Below are 17,003 nucleotides of genomic sequence, written 5' to 3' on the forward strand. Positions count from 1 at the left end.
TATGACCAAGCGCAGTATCAGTGTGGTGTTCGCTTTATTGATCGTTATCCTGGGCGTTGTGGCGTGGGTAATGCGTACCCCGACAGATAACATCGCAGTGAGTGAGTCGATGGATCCCCCATCGGCAGAATGGCTGAAACAGGGGGAATATGTTGCCCGATTAAGTGACTGTGTTGCCTGCCACAGTGTGCCAGATGGCGCGCCGTTTGCGGGCGGGTTAAAAATGGCGACACCGGTCGGCAATATCTATTCAACCAACATCACCCCGGATAAGGAAACGGGCATCGGTGAATATACCCTGACCGAATTTAGCCGGGCGGTACGGCATGGCGTTGCACGTGATGGGCATCGGCTTTACCCGGCGATGCCTTATCCTTCCTATGCCAAACTGAGTGATGAGGACGTTGCCGCGCTTTACGCCTGGTTTAAATACGCGGTTAAGCCGGTCAATCAACCCAATAAACCCAGTGACATTCCGTGGCCGTTAAATATGCGCTGGCCACTGGCCTTCTGGGATAGCGTGTTCACCGTTAATGGTCCCTGGCAGCCAAAGTCCGGCCAGGATGCGCAGTGGAATCGCGGCGATTATCTGGTCGAGGGGCCGGGTCACTGTGGCAGCTGCCATACGCCGCGTGGCCTGGCCTTTAATGAAAAAGGTCTCGATGCCGACAGCCCGCATTTTGTCGCTGGTGCAGCGCTGGATGGCTGGTATGCCCCGAGTCTGCGCGGGGACATCAATACCGGGCTGGCGCGCTGGAGTGAAGACGACCTGTATCAGTTCCTGAAAACCGGACGTAATCAGCATGGTGTGGTGTTTGGTTCGATGGCAGATGTGTTTAATAACTCGACGCAATACATGAGCGAAGACGATCTTAAAGCTATCGCACATTATCTGAAGTCCTTACCTGCGGGCAGCAACAATCAACCTCAGGCATGGAAATATGATGGTGATTCGATCAACAAGCTAAGTCTGCCAGCAAGGCTCAGCACCCCTGGCGCACAGACCTTTATGGCCCGTTGCAGCAACTGTCATGGTGCTGATGGTCGTGGACAGGCACCGTGGATCCCGCCGCTGGCCGGGGCGACCTCAATGCTGGTGGATCAATCGTCGGCAATCAATGTGACGCTGAATGGCTCGGCACGCGTGGTGGCGAATGGCATGCCGGATGCTTATCGTATGCCGCCGTTCCGCAAGCAGCTGTCCGATAAAGAAATGGCGGATGTGCTGAGTTTTATCCGCTCTTCCTGGGGGAATACCGGCGCGCCGGTAAGCGAAAAAGATGTGCATGATTTGCGCCAGCGCACCGATCCGGCCAGCAGTGACGTGATTATTTTGCAAATGCGTTAAGTGCAGGGGAACTCTGTAGAGTGACTCCGTCTTCTCAGACGGGGTCACTCAATACTACCGCCGATATCGGAGCGCATCCACCATCAGGGTAAAGGCGCGGGATGGTGCCCGGCGGCTTGGATAGTAGAGATGGTAGCCATCCCAGTAAGGACACCAGTCTTCCAGCACCCGCACCAGTTTTCCCTCGGCGATCAGCGGTGCTGCGAGGTCTTCCGGCAAATGCGCCAGGCCAAAACCACTCACCGATGCATTGAGTACATGGAAGATATTGTTGAAAACGGTCTGGCCCTCAACCCTGACACGTAGCTCTTCCCCCTCTTTTTCAAACTCCCAGGCATATAAGCCGCCATGCGTCGGCAGGCGAAGATTGATGCAGCGATGCGACACCAGATCGCGTGGATGGAGCGGGGTGGGATAACGCTGAAAATAGTCAGGCGAGCCAACCACGACAAAACGGACATCGTCACTGATTCTTACCGAGATCATGCCCTGAGCAACTGTCTCTCCCAGCCTGATCCCGGCGTCAAAGCGGCCTGCGACAATATCGGTCAGCCCATAATCGGTGATCAGTTCTACCTGGATATCCGGATAGTCAGGCAGGAATTTTTCCAGTTTCGGCCAGACCAGATAGGTGATCGCATAATCAGTCGCGGTTACGCGCACCACGCCGGTCGGGTTATCCCGCAGGTCGAGTACCGCATCCAGATCATTTTTGATTTCATCCAGCTTCGGACCGAGCGCCTGTAATAAACGCTCACCCGCTTCTGTGGGCGAGACGTTACGGGTGGTACGAGTGAGAAGGCGCAATCCCAGTCTGGATTCCAGCGCCTTCATGGAATGGCTGAGCGCCGACTGAGAAACGCCCAGTGTTGCCGCTGCGCGGGTAAAACTTTGCTCGCGGGCAACCGTGATGAAGGCCACCAGATCATTTAGGTTATCGCGCGACATTAATGAAATTCCTTCATCATTACATCCTGTTTTTACACCATAGTCAGAAGTTAACCTGTCAGATAAGGTTAAGAGTAGAGCGGTTAGACACAGACGAAGGGGAGGTTATGAACACAATCCGGGCGGGATTGGGTTCATTTTCCGGGGAACTGTCCGACAGGTAAAGTAAAATGCAGTACAAATCACCCGTAAGGATAAAAAATGCCACATGTAGATATTAAATGTTTGCCACGTAACCTGACGGAACAGCAGCTTGCAGCGTTGGCTGATGATATTACCGCTGCGCTGGTAAAACATCTGGGCACCACTGACGATGCGGTATCCGTTGCACTGAATGAAATTCCATCCGAAAAATGGAAGGGTGACGTTTATGACACCATCATCAAACCGCATTTAGCTGAGTTAATTAAAAAACCAGGTTACCAATACTAAGTTTATACAGGCCGGAATCGCCTTCCGGCCTGTGTCATACCATTTATGCCGGTAAGCGGGTTCTGCTGATGGTTAACCAAATCAGCGTTATCAGCATGGCGGTTGCCGCCACCATTTTCCCCGCCAGGAGCAGGCTTTCGTCACCACCGTAATCGGCGAGGCCATTTTTTCTCACATAGAGCACGGTGGCGGACGCGACCGGGGTCAGGGCAGGATCGGAGGCCATGATGAATGGCGCAGAACGGGTGATAATCACCCCGCACCGGCAGCAAGCGCACGGCAGTGATCTTCAGCCACCAAGACGGAACCAGATTTTTCCTTTACGCACCGCCCGGAAAATCCGGGATAGCGCATCGACCAGCATGCTCCGATCGTTTGTCCGGTGGTGATATAGCGTTGGGCGGACAAGAGCTGAAGCACATCGGATAACGGGTCCATAAAACGCTCACAATATACCGGGTAAGGGTTAATAGTGTCTGTTAACGCCCCGATTCTGTAGCGGCGCAATTTATTGCGCTTTTATCATCTGCATCTATGATTTTCGCTCATAACACTATTCACCTTTACGCGGTTCATTTTACGCTAACATTTTGCTAAAAAGACTCGCCTGTCATTTTCAGTGATAGTGTTGGTTCTGTGCTCATCACATCGTAATCACTCCACACGCATTTCCGGCTCCAGCCCCAATAATCAAGCAATGCAAAATAAAAGGAGAAAACGTGGCCAAAGCGGCACATGCCTCTCACTCTGTGGGAATGACCAAAAGCCTGACCTTATTATTCTCGATCGCCGGGGGGATAGCGGTAGGAAACCTTTACTGGGTGCAACCTCTGCTCGACTACATTGGCAACGCATTTCACGTTTCTTATAGCCATGCTGGATTGTTGGTCACCCTGACACAGATTGGCTATGCGTTAGGTGTGCTGTTACTGGTCCCGCTGGGAGATAGCCACGATCGCCACCGCCTGATTCCCGCCATTATGGCGGTATCCGCCCTGGCGTTAATTGCCTGTGCTTTCGCACCCACGTTTAGCTTCCTGCTGGCTTCACTGTTTTTTGTTGGACTCACCACGGTGACGGGCCAGTTGCTGATTCCGTTAGCGGGCGATCTGTCGGCGGATCACCAGCGCGGCAAAATCGTCGGCACCGTGGTTTCAGGTGTTCTGACCGGCATTCTGGCTTCGCGTACGGTCAGCGGCCTGGTGGCCGATGCCTTCGGCTGGCGTGCGATTTATGTTCTCGCGGCGCTGATGACGCTGGCTTTGGCCCTGATTCTGTTACGGTCTTTGCCAGCCGATCAAAAACGCGCAGCGGGTTCTTACCCGCAGCTGTTGGGTTCTATTATCACGGTCGTGCGTCAGCATCCCACCGTGCAGGTGACGCTGGTCCTGGGTGCCATTGGGTTTTCAGTCTTCACGCTATTCTGGACCGGGCTCACTTTTTTACTCAGCTCAGCTCCCTACGGTTACAGTGCCAGCCAGATTGGCCTGGTCGGCCTTGTGGGGCTGGCTGGCGCGTTGGCCGCACGACGTGCCGGGCGACTACACGATCGTGGTTGGTCAGCCGGTGCGACAGGTGGGGCGCTGCTGCTGGTGATGGTGTCCCTGATCATTGCCGAGATCGGGGGTTCCTCCATCTTTGCCATTCTGGCTGCAGTGTTATTGCTGGATATCGCCATTCAGGCCACCAACGTACTCAATCAGACGCGATTATTCGCGGTGGATGTCACGGCAAGGAGCCGTCTGAATACGGCGTTTGTGGTCAGCAACTTCATCGGTGGGGCGATCGGTTCTTCTCTGGCTGGTACGCTGTGGCAACTGGGTGGCTGGTCAGGGATTACCGCAGGAGAGATGGTCCTGACAGGCTGCGCGTTGCTGATATGGCTGGTACAGCGTAAGCGGCTGACGGTATTAGCATAAAAACAGCCCGCAATCCTTCTCAGGATTGCGGGTGGCGATTACTTGCCAGCCAGTTTGCTCAGCAGACGTTTGGCGACATCTTCGGAGCTGGCCGGGTTTTGTCCGGTGACCAGATTGCCATCTTCCACCACAAACGGCATCCAGTCGGCACCTTTCTGGTACTTAGCGCCCTGGGCGATAAACACATCTTCAATCAGGAACGGCACCACATCCGTCAGTTCCACCGCCGCTTCTTCGCTGTTGGTAAAACCGGTGACCTGCTTACCTTTCACTAACGGTTCGCCATTGGCGGCTTTGACATGGCGCAGTGCGCCCGGTGCATGGCAAACGAAGCCAATCGGTTTACCTGAGCGTTCAAAAGACTCAATCAACTGAATGGATGTGGCCGACTCGGCCAGATCCCACAGCGGACCGTGACCACCAGGATAAAACACGGTGTCAAACGCCGCCTGGTCAACGGTGTCCAGCTTCACGGTAGTCGCCAGCGCCTGCTGCGCCGCCGGGTCGGCTTTGAAACGGTCGGTCATTGCGGTCTGAAAATCAGGCAGGTCGCTTTTCGGATCCAGCGGTGGCTGCCCACCTGCCGGAGAGGCCAGCACAATCTCTGCGCCTGCGTCTTTAAACACGTAGTAAGGTGCAGCAAATTCTTCCAGCCAGAATCCGGTTTTCTTACCGGTATTGCCCAGTTCTGCGTGTGACGTCAGTACCATTAACACTTTCATGATAAATCCTCAGGTTGCGTAGTGAATTACTGCTGTTGGGTCTGGAATGACTGATCAAGCATTGAGGCGATGATGGCCGTTTTTTCCTGATAAGGCGCACGCAGCCGCAGGTTTGTGGTTCCCGCCTCGTCCTGAATCACCACCGGTTTGGCGTGGCTGAAACGTCGGAAGCCGTGAATGCCGTGGTAAGCGCCGATACCTGACGCACCGACCCCACCGAACGGTAAACTGTCGAGAGAAGCATGCGTCATCACATCATTGATGACCAGTGCGCCAGATGTTGTTTGTTGTGCCATCTGCTGCTGATGCAGCGGGTCATTACCAAAATAGTAGGCAGCCAGCGGACGCGGATGCGCATTGATGTAAGCAATGGCTTCACTGGCTGAGGTCGCATAGGTTTTCATCGGTAACAGCGGACCAAAGATCTCTTCCTGCATGATAAGCATCTCTTCGCTGACATCGAGCACCAGATGCGGCGCGATTTTTCTGCTGCGGGCATCGAAATCCGGCTCACCCTCAGGCGCCAGGCTGACCACCCGTGCGCCTTTGCTTTTCGCATCGTCAAGCACCGCAAGCAGGCGCTGATAATGACGATCGCTGATGATTGCCGTGTAATCCGGATTCGCCTGGACAGTCGGAAATGCCTGACGCATAAAGTTGCGGGCTGCGGTGACAAATGTGGCTTCAGCCTGCGGTGGCAGCAGCAGATAATCCGGTGAAATACAGATCTGTCCGGCGTTAAAGGTTTTAATGGTCATGGTTCTGGCTGCGGCCAGTGCGGCATCGGCATCAACATCCAGCACCACCGGCGATTTACCGCCCAGCTCCAGCGTCACCGGCACCAGGTTCTCTGCGGCAGCACGCATGACGTGTTTACCCACAGCGGTGCTGCCGGTGAACACCAAATGGTCGAAAGGTAAACGGCTAAACGCCTGTCCGACATCGGCATCACCCAGCACCACGGTCAGCTCCTGCGGGTCGAAATAACGCGCGACCAGTTCAGCCAGCAGTTCGGAGGTTTTTGGCGTCAGCTCCGAGGGTTTCAGCATCGCCGTATTACCGGCGGCAAATACACCTGCCAGCGGACCGAAAGCGAGGTTGATGGGGAAATTCCACGGACTGATGATGCCCACCACGCCAAGCGGTTGCGGTGCAATCCATGCCTGCATACCCGGGACCGGTACTTCGGCTGCTTCCGGTTTCATCCATTGCGCCAGATTATCGGCGGAATGTTGCAGCATATTGATGGTGGTGACCAGGTCGGCAGCCATGGTCTGGTACAGGCTGCGATGGCCGAAATCAGCACTGATCGCGGCGCTGATGGCAGCATGGTTATCACGGATCAGCGCGATGCTGCGCATCAGGCGGTCACGACGTAATTCAGCTGAAGCCGGACCCGCCTGCAAATGGGCGTTCTTCATCGTTTGCAGGATGTGCTGTAGCTGTTGATCATGGGGAGCGTTGTTCATCATCTTTTCCTGTCTGAATGCGTTTACTCAAGATGCGACAAGCTTAACCGCGCTGGATTTCCGCGGCTAACAAGGCTATTTTCGTGGGGGTATAAATTAATTTATGGGGACGTATGTCACTGGTTCGTTTGCGCACCTTTATGGAAGTTTACCGTCAGCGATCAATTTCCGGCGCGGCCAGAGCGCTGAACCTGACGCAACCTGCGGTATCTCAGCACATCAGCGGCCTCGAAGTGGCGATCGGACGACCGTTATTTGAACGCCAGCCACAAGGGGTCATGCCCACGCCAGCGGCTGAGGATTTGGCGGCGGATATTGGCCACTCCCTCGACACCGCCGAATCGGCACTCGCTTCGGCCAGGGCGCGTTCGATGGATGTCAGCGGTACTTTGCAAATTATCGGACATGCCGATTTTATGGCGGATAAACTGGCCGGGGAGCTGTTGCCGTTGCTGGAAAGCGGTATCCGGGTACATATGCATACCGGTGATGGTCCGCTGGTGGCGCAAATGGTCATTGAAGGTCACTGCGATCTGGGGATTACCGCGCATCCGGTGACCGATAGCCGTCTCAAAGGGGAAGTTATCTTTAGCGACAAGGTAGTGGCGGTAGCCGCCCCTGAGGTAGCGGAGCGGATCCATACCCGCCACGATTGTGCGGCGGGCCTGCTGCAGGAGCCGCTACTGGCGTATAACCTTGAACTTTCGCTGATCGATCACTGGCTGGATAAAAATCGCATCAAATACCAAACCCTGTTGCCTGCGCTGGTCGGCCAGGATTTACGGGGTCTGCGTAGTCTGCTGCTGCAGGGATTTGGCTGGTCGGTGATGCCGCTGTTTTTGTGCCAGCAGCATATCGACAACGGTGAGTTGGTCGCTCTGCACGCCCCCGTGGGAGATACCGAAATACGTTATAACCTGGTCTGGCTGCCCAGCGCACTGCGACAGCCAAGGATTGCCCATGCCCGGCAAACCCTGGTCTGGCGGCTGAACCGGGCAAATTGAGGAACGCGCATCAGAATGCGTGCTTTTTCTCCAGCACCCGGCAGGTAACGAAAGCACCTGCGGCGCACAGCAGGGCGGGAACAAAATAGTCATGATCCATGTGGGTAAACTCCATCACCAGCGTCACGGCGGTCAGCGGCATTTGCATTGATGCTGCGAGGAAGGCGGCACCGCCCACCAGCGCAAAGCTGCCGTTGTCACCGCCGGGGAAAGCCAGTTGCCAGAGAAAGCACAGCAGCAGGCTCAGCAGCCCCCCGACGGTTAACCCAGGGGTGAGTAGCCCACCTTCGGCTCCGCCCCGCAGCACCGCCAGAATGACCACCATCTTCAGCCCGAGCAGTAACGCCGCATCGTGGTAATCAATGCTGTCGCTCAGGGCCAGCTGCATCGGCCCTTTACCGTTGCCCGGTAACTGGGGGAAATGGAGGCTGAGAACAGCGAGCAGCGCGAACGCCAGCAAACAGAAAACCGGCATTTGCCAGTTGGCACGTACACCGGCGCGGGCGACACCGGTGGTTTTACGAAACAGCCATGCGGCACCGCCCAGCACCGGACCCGCAACAATCGCCCACGCCAGAAAAGAGTGGGAAAGGGTGCCAGAGGTAAAGTGATATTGTGATTCATTGCCCAGCCCCAGCGTTGCCGTCCAGGCCGCGATGGCGGAGGTGATGATGGCGGCCAGCGCTTTCTCCCAGCTGAACGACAGCAGCAGCACTTCAAGGCTGAACAACGCGCCGGCCAGCGGCACGTTGTATACCGCAGCCAGGCCAGCACCGGCACCACAGGCAATCAGCGTGCGGGTTTCGTCGGGATCCAATCCCACCCGGCGAGCCATAAATCCCCCTGCCAGCGCCCCCATTTCCCGTGGCGCAACTTCACGCCCCAGCGGAGATCCCAGCGCGACGGTGATGATTTGCAGCAATGCATGCAGGGTGGTGGTTCCCATCGGCATCCTTGCGCCAGATGGCGCAACAGCCGCGGCGACAGAGACCCGCTTGCGCCCATAGCGGCCGAGCAGCCACCAGCCACACCCGGCGACGATGCCCCCGGTTACAATGGCTGCAATACGGCGCAGGTGCTGTGAATCCGTCACCCCTTGCAGAAAAGATTCCGGGCTGATGACCCGGTCCATGCTGTAGCCAAAAGCGAGATGCTGAATGCTGTGTAAAATCATGGCGAGGAGCATTCCTGCCAGTCCTGCAAGCAATCCGGTTATTACCACTGCTGCCAGTCGCGGCAGGTATTTTTTATCGCCAGAAGAGGGAGTCATGACCAGGCGTCCTGTAAAAAGTGAAGCGTCAAAGATAACAGGGGCTTAGTCAATAGAAAGTCTATCAATGAATGTTAGCAGGTTATTATATGCAGATAATGTGGACAGATGCTCAGGCAATGGCGTGGGTATTGATGTCAGATCATTCCATTCCACAAATAAATATTTGAGGTTTGGCTGTGTCGCTGGATATGTTACGGGTCTGTTCTGAATTACTGGAACTTGCGCGGATAAATAAGTGTGCTGATGTGTAATTATTAATTATTGGCATTTTAATTTCCTTATTCTGTTTTAATATGTCACTCCCAATATGATTATATTATAATGACAATTGACGCGTCCCTGCGTCAATGGGCGCCAGCAGAATGGTATTATTTTTTATCTTCTGGAGGTTCAGGGATACTGGTTTTTCCCAGTTTTATTTTAAATCGATCACCTTCTTTTTTGATTTTTGCCCCCCGCTCACACCAGTAATCGGAGAGAGCAAAGAAGTCATCACTGCTGATATCAAAATCGATAACAACTTCTTTGAATTCACCGTTGAGCAGCTTCTCGTTCACATCACGAATTGATGTGGCTTTTACGCTTTTCATCTCGTTCCCCGGGTTAATGTCATCAGATTACAGCCATGCTTTTGTAGCACAGTTTTGGGGCAAGAACGGAAAATTAGGAGAGAACCAGGCCATTTTCTGGTGCGATAATTGGTCAGGCGATTGTTATATATAGAAAATCATTCTGCCCGGTGCGTCACCGGGCAGAGGGTTTTCTGAGCGGTTTCAGAGGCGTTGTTACTTCTTGTATTGCTCGTCGGTGACCTTTTCCATCCAGTCAACCGGGCTGCCGTTGACAGATTCGGCGATGGCGATGTGCGTCATGGCATTATCAGGGGTTGCACCATGCCAGTGTTTCACACCTTCCGGGATAAAAATGATGTCACCCTGATTCATCACCACGGTCTCTTCACCTTCACACTGAATCCAGCCCTGACCGTGAGTAATGATCAGCGTCTGGCCGAGCGGATGGGTGTGCCATGCGGTACGCGCACCCGGTTCGAAGGTCACAGTCGCGCCACCCACCTGAGCCGACCCGGTGCCACTAAAAGGTGCATCAAGACGCACGGTGCCGGTGAAATACTCTTCCGGGCCTTTGCGTGAGGGTACGGAACCATTAGGGATAATTTTTAACATGTTTAATTCCTTCTTAATCAGTCTCTGAATAACAGCTAAACCTTAGCAAAGCTGCGGGCCGAGGATTAGATGCCATACACGGGATGTACCTATGAGCATTATTCATGAGTTTGTTGCACTACTGGCGCGTTGTGATTGAGGAGAGGTGGTTATGACGCTTCAGCCCCCAACTAATAACGCAACCGGTGATAGCAACCGCACCTAAAACCGCACCCATCGGCCAGGGAGAGCCATCTTTCCACCATCCCAGCACTGCGGCGCTAAAGATGCCTGAGCCATAATGCATGGCACCAATTAACGATGAGATACCGCCAGCATTGGTGGTGGCCTCGGCTAAGGCACCGGCAACCGAGTTGGCTACAATCAGTCCGTTCATGGCAGCATAAACCAGAAATGGCAGGATCAGGCCGCTAATGCCGCCCCAGCCTGATCGACTATCCAGTGCGAACATCACCCCGGCTAATGCCGCAATGGTACTGCCGAGATGGAACAGACGATCGCTGCCGATGCGTTTCACCGTACGGCTGTTGAGAAAGTTGGCACCCATCACGCCAATAATATTGACGCTAAACAGCAAGCCATAAATCTGCGGTGAGATATGGTAATAGTCGATATAGGCAGAAGGCGTACCGGCGATAAAGGCGTAAAACCCCGCGTAGTAACAGGCTCCCGCCAGGCCATAACCCATGACCCGTTTATCCTTCAGTATTTTGACGTAGTCCTTCAAAGCATAGGAGAGCGGGGTGGTGGCGCGTGATTGAGGGTTGAGCGTTTCCGGCAGAAAGGCCAGCCCGACGATGGCAATCACGCCCAGCAGCACCATAAACCAGAAAATCATATGCCAGTTACTCCAGGCCATGATTTGGCCACCGAGTATCGGGCCGGATAACGGCGCAACCGCCATAAATAAAATCAGCGTCGACAGCATTTGTGCGGCACGTTCGCGGCTATAGAGATCGCGTACCATGGCTCGTGCCAGTACCGGTCCGGCACAGGCTCCGACAGCCTGGATCACGCGCCAGCTGACCATCTGGGTGATGGTGGTGGATAAGGCACAACCCATTGAGCCGATCAAAAACAGTACCAGACCGAGCGCCACCGGAATGCGTCGTCCATAACGATCACCCGCTGGCCCCCAGATTAATTGCCCAAGGCTAAAGCCAATCAGAAAGCCGGAAAGGGTGAATTCGATTCCCCCGCTGGCAGCATGCAAATCCTTGCCCATCACCGGCATCGCCGGTAGGTAGAGGTCAGTTGATACTGAGGCAAACGACATCAGTGCGCTCAGGATAATCAACAGACGTAAATCACGCCGTTGCGTTACAGCATCCATCACAGGAGTAGTCATAGTCGGTTTCTTGCTGGAGAAGTTATTCATGCAGGTGCGGAGAACAATCGGTATCTGCAGGTAAATTAACAGATTTTTTGCCGATGATTAGCCTGGCGACAGGGATTGACCTTATGAGGCGGATTCATAAAAGATGCCGAACGCCAGCCAGAGCGTTCGGTGACATCCATTTATGCCAGACAATAGCAAACCAGGACACCGATAACAGGTGTACGCAATAGAATTAAATTAATCCGGAGAAGGGCTTATATCGGCTTATTTGGTCTTCAGATCGGGGGAATTACTTATAAATTTCCGCCACACCGTAAAGTTTATTTTCACCGCCAGCGGCGATAATTTTCATTGATGTTGCACCCTGTGCCTCGGCCTTATCCGCCAGTTTATTGGTCAGTCCGTCGAGGGAATAGGCACCGGAAGCAGAAACCACACCGACTTTTTGTTTACCGGCGGTATCGTTGATGACATCGACGGCAAAGGCGCTGTTAACAGCAAAAAGAGTGGTTAAGGCAAAAGCGGAAGCAATTAACGTTTTCATAGAAACCTCACATAATTAAAAGAAGAGTTGGCTAACGACGAGATAATAGTATCATTACGAATTACAGTTTATTAGCGGGCAAAACCCGATAGGCGTAATGAGTAAAACTCATCAGTACCGCTCCAAAAGGTTAAGCATTGAACCGAAATCTGGCTTAGAACAGGGCTTATGTCACAATCCGTCAGCTTTTTCTGGTCAATTTGTGAATAAATCACATATATTTCAGTTTATGTATGGTTTTCAGGCCGGTAGCCTGACAAAAGATGACAAAGAGGCGTAATCGATGCTCAGGGAAAATTTTAACGACCTCATCTATCTGGTGATGGTGGCGCGAGAGCAGAGTTTTACCCGTGCTGCCGCCAAACTGGGGGTATCGCAATCGGCGCTGAGTCACTCTATTCGTGGACTTGAGGAGCGGCTTAATACCCGCTTACTAACCCGCACCACCCGCAGCGTGGCACCGACGGAAGCAGGCGAGCGGTTAATTCAGAATGTCGGGCCGATGATTGCCGATATCGAAAAAGCCTTGCTGCAATTAACCGATGATCAGGGCAAACCCTCCGGGAATATCCGTATTACTGCCGGGGAGCACGCGCTGGCTTCAACCCTCTGGCCGTTATTAAAACCTTTTTTACAGGCCTACCCGGAAGTCAATATTGAATTATCGGTGGATAACACCCTGACGGATATTGTCAGTGGCCGCTTTGATGCCGGGGTGAGGTTGGGTGAACAGGTTGAGAAAGATATGGTGGCGGTACGCATTGGTCCGGACTGGCGCATGGTGGTGGTGGCTTCCCCCGACTATTTCGCGCAAAACGGGATACCGGAGACCCCATATGAACTCCAGAACCATAACTGCATCAATATGCGTTTGCCGACACTCGGGGGGATTTATAACTGGGAATTTAGCAAGGATGGCAAAGAGATCCGGGTCAAAGTTGAAGGACAGCTGATTTTTAATAACCTTGCCTCGCGCGTTGATGCCGCATTAACCGGGATGGGGGTCGCCTGTGTGCCTGAAGATAGCGCCAGAAAATACATTGATGAGGGGAGACTTCAGGTGGTGCTGGATGACTGGTGTGCACCTTTTGCCGGTTATTATCTTTACTATCCCAGCCGTAAACAGCATACGGCAGCTTTTTCAAAACTGATTGAAGCGGTGCGCTATAAATCGTAATCGGCGTGGGCAGCCGACCTACAGTCGTAGAGTCGGCAACACTTGTCAGTTAGCGGCGGAGGTTTCCACGGTGTAAACATTAACCGCGAAAGATTTCACCTCATCCTTGAAGTTGTTAGTGGTTACCGCGATATAGGCATTCTTCGTGGTTTTAAATTGCTTCAGCACGATCTGGACATTTCCGGTGCAAACAAAGGAGGTAGCGAGATTGCCGCCTGGCTCCGAAAAGTCTTTTAAAAATGAGCAATCCACCGCATGTCCGTTCGCTTTGAAGGTGGCATCGTCACCTTGCCAGGTAAAGGTCGCGTTAACCCCGTCATCGATGGATTTCGCGATCAGACGCTGTGTTGTCGTGGATGCGGAGGCGCTGGCGGACCTGACGCGATACATTTTTTTCGCTTTCATTTCCTTCACGGTAGCGCAAGCATCTGCAACCCCCCGATCACAGGCCGTGCTGTAGAGTTCGGTGGCTTTGTAATAGTCCTTTTTCACCCCCAGCCCATTGAGATACAGATAACCTAAACCGGTTCTGGCCTCTGCTGAGTCTTTCGCTACGGCTTGTTCCAGATAAAAGCGTGCTTTGACGTAATCCTGCTTCACGCCTTCACCATCGGTAAGCATAACGCCGAGATTATTCATTGCGGACAGGTCGCCGTTATCGGCGGCTTTTTTGTACCAGGCGGCGGCGAGCGCATCGTTGCGTTTTACCCCGATACCATCATCATAGGCGCTGGCGAGTAAAGCCTGTCCCTTCGGGTTACCCAGCGCGGCTGACTTCTCGTAGTACTGAAATGCCTTACGGGTGTTTTTTGGCACCCCGTCACCGGTGGCATATCGCCAGCCTATTACCGCCTGCGACTCGCTGTTGCCAGCATCGGCGGCCAGCTGATAATACTTAAGCGCCAGGGTGGGATCAGGCTGGCCATTCAATCCCTGAGCATAGATAACCGCCAGATTATTCCATGCATCACCATGCTGCGCCGGACCGGCCTTTTTATACAGTTCGATGGCTTTATTAAGATCCTTTGTCACACCCTGTCCATAGGTGTACATCAGGGCGAGAGCATGACAGGCATCCGGGTTATCCTGTGCCACGGCTTTCTCCAGCCATTCCTGTGCTTTGCCGTAATCCTGCGTGACGCCGTCACCTTTAAGATAATCGATGCCGAGGGTCGTTTGTGCTGCGGCATTACCGTTTGTTGCCGCAGTTTGCAAATCAGCCAGACTTTCTCCGGCATAAGTGGTGCTGCAACCCAATAATGTCACCAGCAAAGCGATAGCTTTAGGAGTAAATAGTTTCATCACAATAAAATCCAGAATGGTAATGGCTAAGAAAGGGAATGAAATACGTGAATAACATCATGACGCATCTTGCGTGCGCAGTAATTCTTCCAACGCGGCAGATTGGGTCACCAACGCCGAATATTCACTTTTAAACAATTTGATCTTGCTTTGATTGCCGCCATTGGTTTTTATCATCGCGCTTAAATCTTTAAATCTGCCGATGGCGTTATAATAACGTACCAGCCTGTCAACATACTCAGGGGGAAGGTTCTGTAACTTAGGCAGCGTGGCTTTATAAATATCATCGTGCAAATAGGCAGCGACAACCTCAAGCCGTGCAAGCGCCTCGCTATCGTTGTCCGGTAAAGGTACGCAGACTTTCCACTCCTCGACGAGAGACTGTTCATAGCCCCCGGTTTCAACGGCTTGCAGGTTGTATTCCACCTCGGAGTGCAACATGATTTTTATCTTTTGCACTTCATCAAGGGCATTTTGTTCTTTATCCACGGAAGATAAGTGATTTCCCCAGAGAAATATGCCTAACGCGACGATGACCGAAAACGCTTCCCAGTTTATTTTTCGCAATAACCCCATAAAAAATATTTTGATGTCAGCAAATTTAGGCCATGTCATCCTGACTTACCCGATTTAATTAAAACAGGCGATCAATGTTGCCAGCATCATCATCATTATTCAAGAGAACCCATTAATATGCTTAAAGGATCACACTGCCGTAATGCTGAGGATTCAGCATGACATGGGCAATAGTCTGTAAATTTTCCGCGCAGGTTTCCCGTGACCAGGAGCCACCCAGACAAATACGCAGCGCATCCGGTGGGTTATTATCGGTGCAGAAGGCCGCGCTTGAGACAGCACTGACGCCAAGCTCGCGCAGCTTTACCGCCATTTCGGCAGGATTCCAGTTGAAATGACGCGGCAGCTGCAACCAGAGGTGGAAACCCTGCGGTGTGGCGCGGTAACTAAAATCGCGCAAAATGTCACTGGCCATTTTCTGGCGAATCACCGATTCGGCACGCACGGAAAGCAACACCCGATCGGCGGTGCCATCGCTGATCCACTGGGTCGCCAGCGCGTTGGTAATCGGGCTGGCCATGACGTTCAGCGCGCGCAGCGCACCCGCCAGCAGCTGGGTATTGCGCTTACCCGGACCTTTGATAAATGCGGTGCGCAGCCCCGGCCCAAAACATTTGGACATGCCGGTGACGTACCAGGTCAGTTCGGGGATGAGCTCGCTGAACGACGCAATATGCTGTGTCGCCAGTGCAGCATAAGCCTCATCCTCAATCACTGGCACGCTGTAACGCGATGCCACATCAGCCAGCGCTTCACGGCGGCGCAGCGGCAGCGTCAGGGTGGTGGGGTTCTGGATGGTGGGATTGATATACAATGCGCTGATGTTGCCGGTCTGGCATTGATGTTCAAAGGCGCGCGGCAGCGGGCCATCTTCATCGCAGGGCAGGGATTGCAGCGTGATATTCAGCTGGCTGGCGATGGCTTTCAGGCCCGGGTAGATCAAATCACTGACGCACACGCTGCCACCCTTGCGGCACAGCAGGGTTAGCAGTCCCACCAGTGCGCTATGGATCCCAGGGGCGACCAGAATGTCTTCCATGCTCACGGCGGGTAACTGCTTCTCCAGCCAGACCTTTGCCATCGCCTTATCATCGGCCTGCCCGCCAAAATCCTGGTAACGCAGCAGGCTGAGAATGTTTTTATGCGCGAACAGGTTAATCGCCCCTTCACTGATCGCCTGTGCCAGCTCGATACCGGGCTCAATCGGTGAATTCATCGTCATCTCATAACTGCTGCCCCCGCTGAGCGGGACGGCGGGCACCTTACCACGAATGTAACTGCCGAGGCCTGGCCGTGAGTCAATCAATCCACGTCGTTTGGCTTCCGCGTAGCCACGGGTCACGGTGGTGTAATTGAGCGCCAGCAGCAGTGCCAGCTCACGTAACGGCGGCAGACGATCGCGGGGCTGAAACTCGCCGCTGTTGATGCCGTCGGCGATGATATCGGCAATCAACAGATAAGCCGGGCGTTGGGTGTTCTGATTTTGATAGCTGTTCCAGCGACTGCCGAGTTTATTAAGCATGCAGACAATTCCAGCAAAATGGCGAAGTGTGCATCACTATTGCCTGGCGGAGGTTAATCTGCAATCACCTTATCCATTGATTGCATCATTGATTGCATGATGATTTTAATTGTGTGCATTTTTGGTGCAAATTGGCATCAATTCAGTGCATCTCAACGTGATTTATCGCTATCTGGCACGGCAGGTTATGGGAATGTTAGTAGGATGAAAAATTTTTTTGCGCATAATTTGAGCATTTGATGGG

General features: G+C 53.3%; 17 protein-coding genes. 5 read left to right on the plus strand and 12 right to left on the minus strand.

From position 1 onward, the window contains the following. Window position 1: 1 nt before the first annotated feature. Window positions 2–1,348 carry a c-type cytochrome gene (locus RCF31_RS27230; protein ID WP_416414799.1) on the plus strand — a complete coding sequence of 449 codons (1,347 nt, stop codon included), beginning with the start codon at window positions 2–4 and terminating at the stop codon, window positions 1,346–1,348. 54 nt (window positions 1,349–1,402) lie between these two features. Here the strand turns inward: RCF31_RS27230 and RCF31_RS27235 are convergent, their stop codons facing one another. Beyond that, a complete protein-coding gene (locus tag RCF31_RS27235; protein WP_416414801.1) occupies window positions 1,403–2,296 on the minus strand; it encodes a LysR family transcriptional regulator in 894 nt (297 codons plus the stop codon). 201 nt (window positions 2,297–2,497) lie between these two features. Here RCF31_RS27235 and pptA point away from each other — a divergent pair, with 201 nt between their 5' ends. Further along, window positions 2,498–2,728 carry a tautomerase PptA gene (gene pptA, locus RCF31_RS27240; protein WP_084879355.1) on the plus strand — a complete coding sequence of 77 codons (231 nt, stop codon included), beginning with the start codon at window positions 2,498–2,500 and terminating at the stop codon, window positions 2,726–2,728. Between the two features lie 43 nt (window positions 2,729–2,771). On the opposite strand, the gene RCF31_RS27245 is transcribed toward pptA, so the two are convergent. Then, the gene (locus RCF31_RS27245) at window positions 2,772–2,984 is read right to left on the minus strand and encodes a hypothetical protein (RefSeq protein ID WP_416414802.1); all 213 of its coding nucleotides are present in this window, start codon (window positions 2,982–2,984) and stop codon (window positions 2,772–2,774) included. A gap of 463 nt (window positions 2,985–3,447) precedes the next feature. Here RCF31_RS27245 and RCF31_RS27250 point away from each other — a divergent pair, with 463 nt between their 5' ends. Next, window positions 3,448–4,647 carry an MFS transporter gene (locus tag RCF31_RS27250; protein ID WP_416414804.1) on the plus strand — a complete coding sequence of 400 codons (1,200 nt, stop codon included), beginning with the start codon at window positions 3,448–3,450 and terminating at the stop codon, window positions 4,645–4,647. Window positions 4,648–4,685: 38 nt separating this feature from the next. Here the strand turns inward: RCF31_RS27250 and RCF31_RS27255 are convergent, their stop codons facing one another. Then, complete coding sequence (locus RCF31_RS27255; RefSeq protein ID WP_313684418.1) at window positions 4,686–5,369, minus strand: type 1 glutamine amidotransferase domain-containing protein; 684 nt, start codon at window positions 5,367–5,369, stop codon at window positions 4,686–4,688. 26 nt (window positions 5,370–5,395) lie between these two features. Then, window positions 5,396–6,838 carry a coniferyl aldehyde dehydrogenase gene (locus RCF31_RS27260; protein ID WP_416414844.1) on the minus strand — a complete coding sequence of 481 codons (1,443 nt, stop codon included), beginning with the start codon at window positions 6,836–6,838 and terminating at the stop codon, window positions 5,396–5,398. A gap of 113 nt (window positions 6,839–6,951) precedes the next feature. Here RCF31_RS27260 and RCF31_RS27265 point away from each other — a divergent pair, with 113 nt between their 5' ends. Next, complete coding sequence (locus RCF31_RS27265) at window positions 6,952–7,842, plus strand: LysR family transcriptional regulator (protein ID WP_299454152.1); 891 nt, start codon at window positions 6,952–6,954, stop codon at window positions 7,840–7,842. Between the two features lie 10 nt (window positions 7,843–7,852). Here the strand turns inward: RCF31_RS27265 and RCF31_RS27270 are convergent, their stop codons facing one another. From RCF31_RS27270 to RCF31_RS27290, 5 genes are all read right to left on the minus strand, one after another. Further along, the gene (locus RCF31_RS27270; RefSeq protein WP_416414806.1) at window positions 7,853–9,112 is read right to left on the minus strand and encodes a chloride channel protein; all 1,260 of its coding nucleotides are present in this window, start codon (window positions 9,110–9,112) and stop codon (window positions 7,853–7,855) included. 371 nt (window positions 9,113–9,483) lie between these two features. Next, window positions 9,484–9,705, minus strand: a complete 222-nt coding sequence (locus RCF31_RS27275; RefSeq protein ID WP_416414808.1) for a hypothetical protein — start codon at window positions 9,703–9,705, stop codon at window positions 9,484–9,486. Between the two features lie 195 nt (window positions 9,706–9,900). Continuing rightward, window positions 9,901–10,299, minus strand: coding sequence for a cupin domain-containing protein (locus RCF31_RS27280; RefSeq protein WP_299454143.1), 399 nt, complete (start codon window positions 10,297–10,299; stop codon window positions 9,901–9,903). A 118-nt stretch (window positions 10,300–10,417) separates the two neighbouring features. Next, window positions 10,418–11,647 carry a multidrug effflux MFS transporter gene (locus tag RCF31_RS27285; RefSeq protein WP_416414809.1) on the minus strand — a complete coding sequence of 410 codons (1,230 nt, stop codon included), beginning with the start codon at window positions 11,645–11,647 and terminating at the stop codon, window positions 10,418–10,420. A 280-nt stretch (window positions 11,648–11,927) separates the two neighbouring features. Next, a complete protein-coding gene (locus RCF31_RS27290; RefSeq protein ID WP_084879343.1) occupies window positions 11,928–12,182 on the minus strand; it encodes a DUF1471 domain-containing protein in 255 nt (84 codons plus the stop codon). Window positions 12,183–12,465: 283 nt separating this feature from the next. Here RCF31_RS27290 and RCF31_RS27295 point away from each other — a divergent pair, with 283 nt between their 5' ends. After that, a complete protein-coding gene (locus RCF31_RS27295; protein WP_416414811.1) occupies window positions 12,466–13,359 on the plus strand; it encodes a LysR family transcriptional regulator in 894 nt (297 codons plus the stop codon). A gap of 45 nt (window positions 13,360–13,404) precedes the next feature. On the opposite strand, the gene RCF31_RS27300 is transcribed toward RCF31_RS27295, so the two are convergent. The 3 genes from RCF31_RS27300 to RCF31_RS27310 all read right to left on the minus strand — a co-directional run bounded on the left by RCF31_RS27300 (window position 13,405) and on the right by RCF31_RS27310 (window position 16,759). Next, the gene (locus tag RCF31_RS27300; RefSeq protein WP_416414812.1) at window positions 13,405–14,661 is read right to left on the minus strand and encodes an SEL1-like repeat protein; all 1,257 of its coding nucleotides are present in this window, start codon (window positions 14,659–14,661) and stop codon (window positions 13,405–13,407) included. 57 nt (window positions 14,662–14,718) lie between these two features. Beyond that, window positions 14,719–15,276 carry a hypothetical protein gene (locus RCF31_RS27305; RefSeq protein WP_416414813.1) on the minus strand — a complete coding sequence of 186 codons (558 nt, stop codon included), beginning with the start codon at window positions 15,274–15,276 and terminating at the stop codon, window positions 14,719–14,721. Between the two features lie 82 nt (window positions 15,277–15,358). Continuing rightward, window positions 15,359–16,759 (minus strand): PLP-dependent aminotransferase family protein, encoded by a 1,401-nt coding sequence (locus RCF31_RS27310; RefSeq protein WP_416414814.1) that lies wholly within the window; start codon window positions 16,757–16,759, stop codon window positions 15,359–15,361. Between the last annotated feature and the right edge of the window lie 244 nt (window positions 16,760–17,003).

The organism is Pantoea sp. App145, from assembly GCF_047947045.1.
GTDB lineage: Bacteria > Pseudomonadota > Gammaproteobacteria > Enterobacterales > Enterobacteriaceae > Pantoea.

Excerpts from the sequence above, each read along its gene's own strand:
- RCF31_RS27310 (WP_416414814.1), bottom strand. The coding sequence starts at position 16,759 with ATGCTTAATAAACTCGGCAGTCGCTGGAACAGCTATCAAAATCAGAAC.
- RCF31_RS27300 (WP_416414812.1), bottom strand. The coding sequence starts at position 14,661 with ATGAAACTATTTACTCCTAAAGCTATCGCTTTGCTGGTGACATTATTG.
- RCF31_RS27235 (WP_416414801.1), bottom strand. The coding sequence starts at position 2,296 with ATGTCGCGCGATAACCTAAATGATCTGGTGGCCTTCATCACGGTTGCC.
- RCF31_RS27265 (WP_299454152.1), top strand. The coding sequence starts at position 6,952 with ATGTCACTGGTTCGTTTGCGCACCTTTATGGAAGTTTACCGTCAGCGA.
- RCF31_RS27260 (WP_416414844.1), bottom strand. The coding sequence starts at position 6,838 with ATGAACAACGCTCCCCATGATCAACAGCTACAGCACATCCTGCAAACG.
- RCF31_RS27255 (WP_313684418.1), bottom strand. The coding sequence starts at position 5,369 with ATGAAAGTGTTAATGGTACTGACGTCACACGCAGAACTGGGCAATACC.
- RCF31_RS27280 (WP_299454143.1), bottom strand. The coding sequence starts at position 10,299 with ATGTTAAAAATTATCCCTAATGGTTCCGTACCCTCACGCAAAGGCCCG.
- RCF31_RS27275 (WP_416414808.1), bottom strand. The coding sequence starts at position 9,705 with ATGAAAAGCGTAAAAGCCACATCAATTCGTGATGTGAACGAGAAGCTG.
- RCF31_RS27230 (WP_416414799.1), top strand. The coding sequence starts at position 2 with ATGACCAAGCGCAGTATCAGTGTGGTGTTCGCTTTATTGATCGTTATC.
- pptA (WP_084879355.1), top strand. The coding sequence starts at position 2,498 with ATGCCACATGTAGATATTAAATGTTTGCCACGTAACCTGACGGAACAG.
- RCF31_RS27295 (WP_416414811.1), top strand. The coding sequence starts at position 12,466 with ATGCTCAGGGAAAATTTTAACGACCTCATCTATCTGGTGATGGTGGCG.
- RCF31_RS27305 (WP_416414813.1), bottom strand. The coding sequence starts at position 15,276 with ATGACATGGCCTAAATTTGCTGACATCAAAATATTTTTTATGGGGTTA.
- RCF31_RS27290 (WP_084879343.1), bottom strand. The coding sequence starts at position 12,182 with ATGAAAACGTTAATTGCTTCCGCTTTTGCCTTAACCACTCTTTTTGCT.
- RCF31_RS27270 (WP_416414806.1), bottom strand. The coding sequence starts at position 9,112 with ATGACTCCCTCTTCTGGCGATAAAAAATACCTGCCGCGACTGGCAGCA.
- RCF31_RS27285 (WP_416414809.1), bottom strand. The coding sequence starts at position 11,647 with ATGACTACTCCTGTGATGGATGCTGTAACGCAACGGCGTGATTTACGT.